Origin of the sequence: Candidatus Clostridium eludens (assembly GCF_045310515.1) — a bacterium.
Lineage (GTDB): Bacteria > Bacillota > Clostridia > Clostridiales > Clostridiaceae > Clostridium_B > Clostridium_B eludens.
Genome location: NZ_JBJHZX010000127.1, coordinates 1 through 1051 on the forward strand (window position 1 = coordinate 1; position 1051 = coordinate 1051).

Annotated in this window: 2 tRNA genes and 1 rRNA gene; all 3 read right to left on the reverse strand. The window is 44.5% G+C overall.

The annotated features are described in order from the left end of the window. Positions 1-312: 312 nt before the first annotated feature. A tRNA-Ile gene (locus ACJDU8_RS25485) sits at positions 313-389 on the reverse strand. Between the two features lie 6 nt (positions 390-395). Further along, positions 396-471, reverse strand: a tRNA-Ala gene (locus ACJDU8_RS25490). Between the two features lie 111 nt (positions 472-582). After that, positions 583-1051, reverse strand: a 16S ribosomal RNA gene (locus ACJDU8_RS25495); the annotation flags it as partial.

The following is a 1051-nucleotide window of genomic DNA, read 5'->3' on the forward strand; positions in this document are numbered from 1 at the left end:
ACATAAGTAAACTCCGCTCCTCCTTCGGCCTTTTCCTTGCTGTACTCGTTATTATCAATTTTTATCCTTAGCAAATTCTATAACTCTTTATTATAAAATCTGCTAGTAAGTATAAAATTTATTTATACTTCTACAATGGTTATTTCTAACCCTAGCTTTACTTCTTTTATTTACTGTGCAATTTTCAAAGGACAAAACTCTCTTAATTTGCAATTCTCAGCGTACAATTTACACTACACAATTGGAATAAGAACCTAATGCAAGCTAAAGCTAACTGCAATTCTTGAATCTTGAAAATTAAAAGATATAACTTGGTGGGCTTAAATGGACTCGAACCATCGACCTCACGCTTATCAGGCGTGCGCTCTAACCAGCTGAGCTATAAGCCCATAACATGGTGGAGATAAAGAGATTCGAACTCTTGACCCCCTGCGTGCAAGGCAGGTGCTCTCCCAGCTGAGCTATACCCCCAAATTAAATAGAAGGATATAATCCCTCAAAATTAAACAGAATAAGTGGTAACTTACTTATCTTCAATTCCAGCTTTTAAGGCAAGTTATACCCTGCCTCTCGACTCCTTAGAAAGGAGGTGATCCAGCCGCAGGTTCTCCTACGGCTACCTTGTTACGACTTCACCCCAATCACTAACCCCACCTTCGGCCGCGTCCTCCTAAGTTAGACTACGGACTTCGGGTGTTGCCAGCTCTCATGGTGTGACGGGCGGTGTGTACAAGACCCGGGAACGTATTCACCGCGACATGCTGATTCGCGATTACTAGCAACTCCAACTTCATGCAGGCGAGTTTCAGCCTGCAATCCGAACTGGGGGCAGTTTTTGAGATTTGCTCCTCCTCGCGGTATTGCTTCTCTCTGTTCTGCCCATTGTAGCACGTGTGTTGCCCTAGACATAAGGGGCATGATGATTTGACGTCATCCCCACCTTCCTCCACGTTAACCGCGGCAGTCTTGTTAGGGTGCCCACCTTTACGTGATGGCAACTAACAACAGGGGTTGCGCTCGTTGCAGGACTTAACCTAACATCTCACGACAC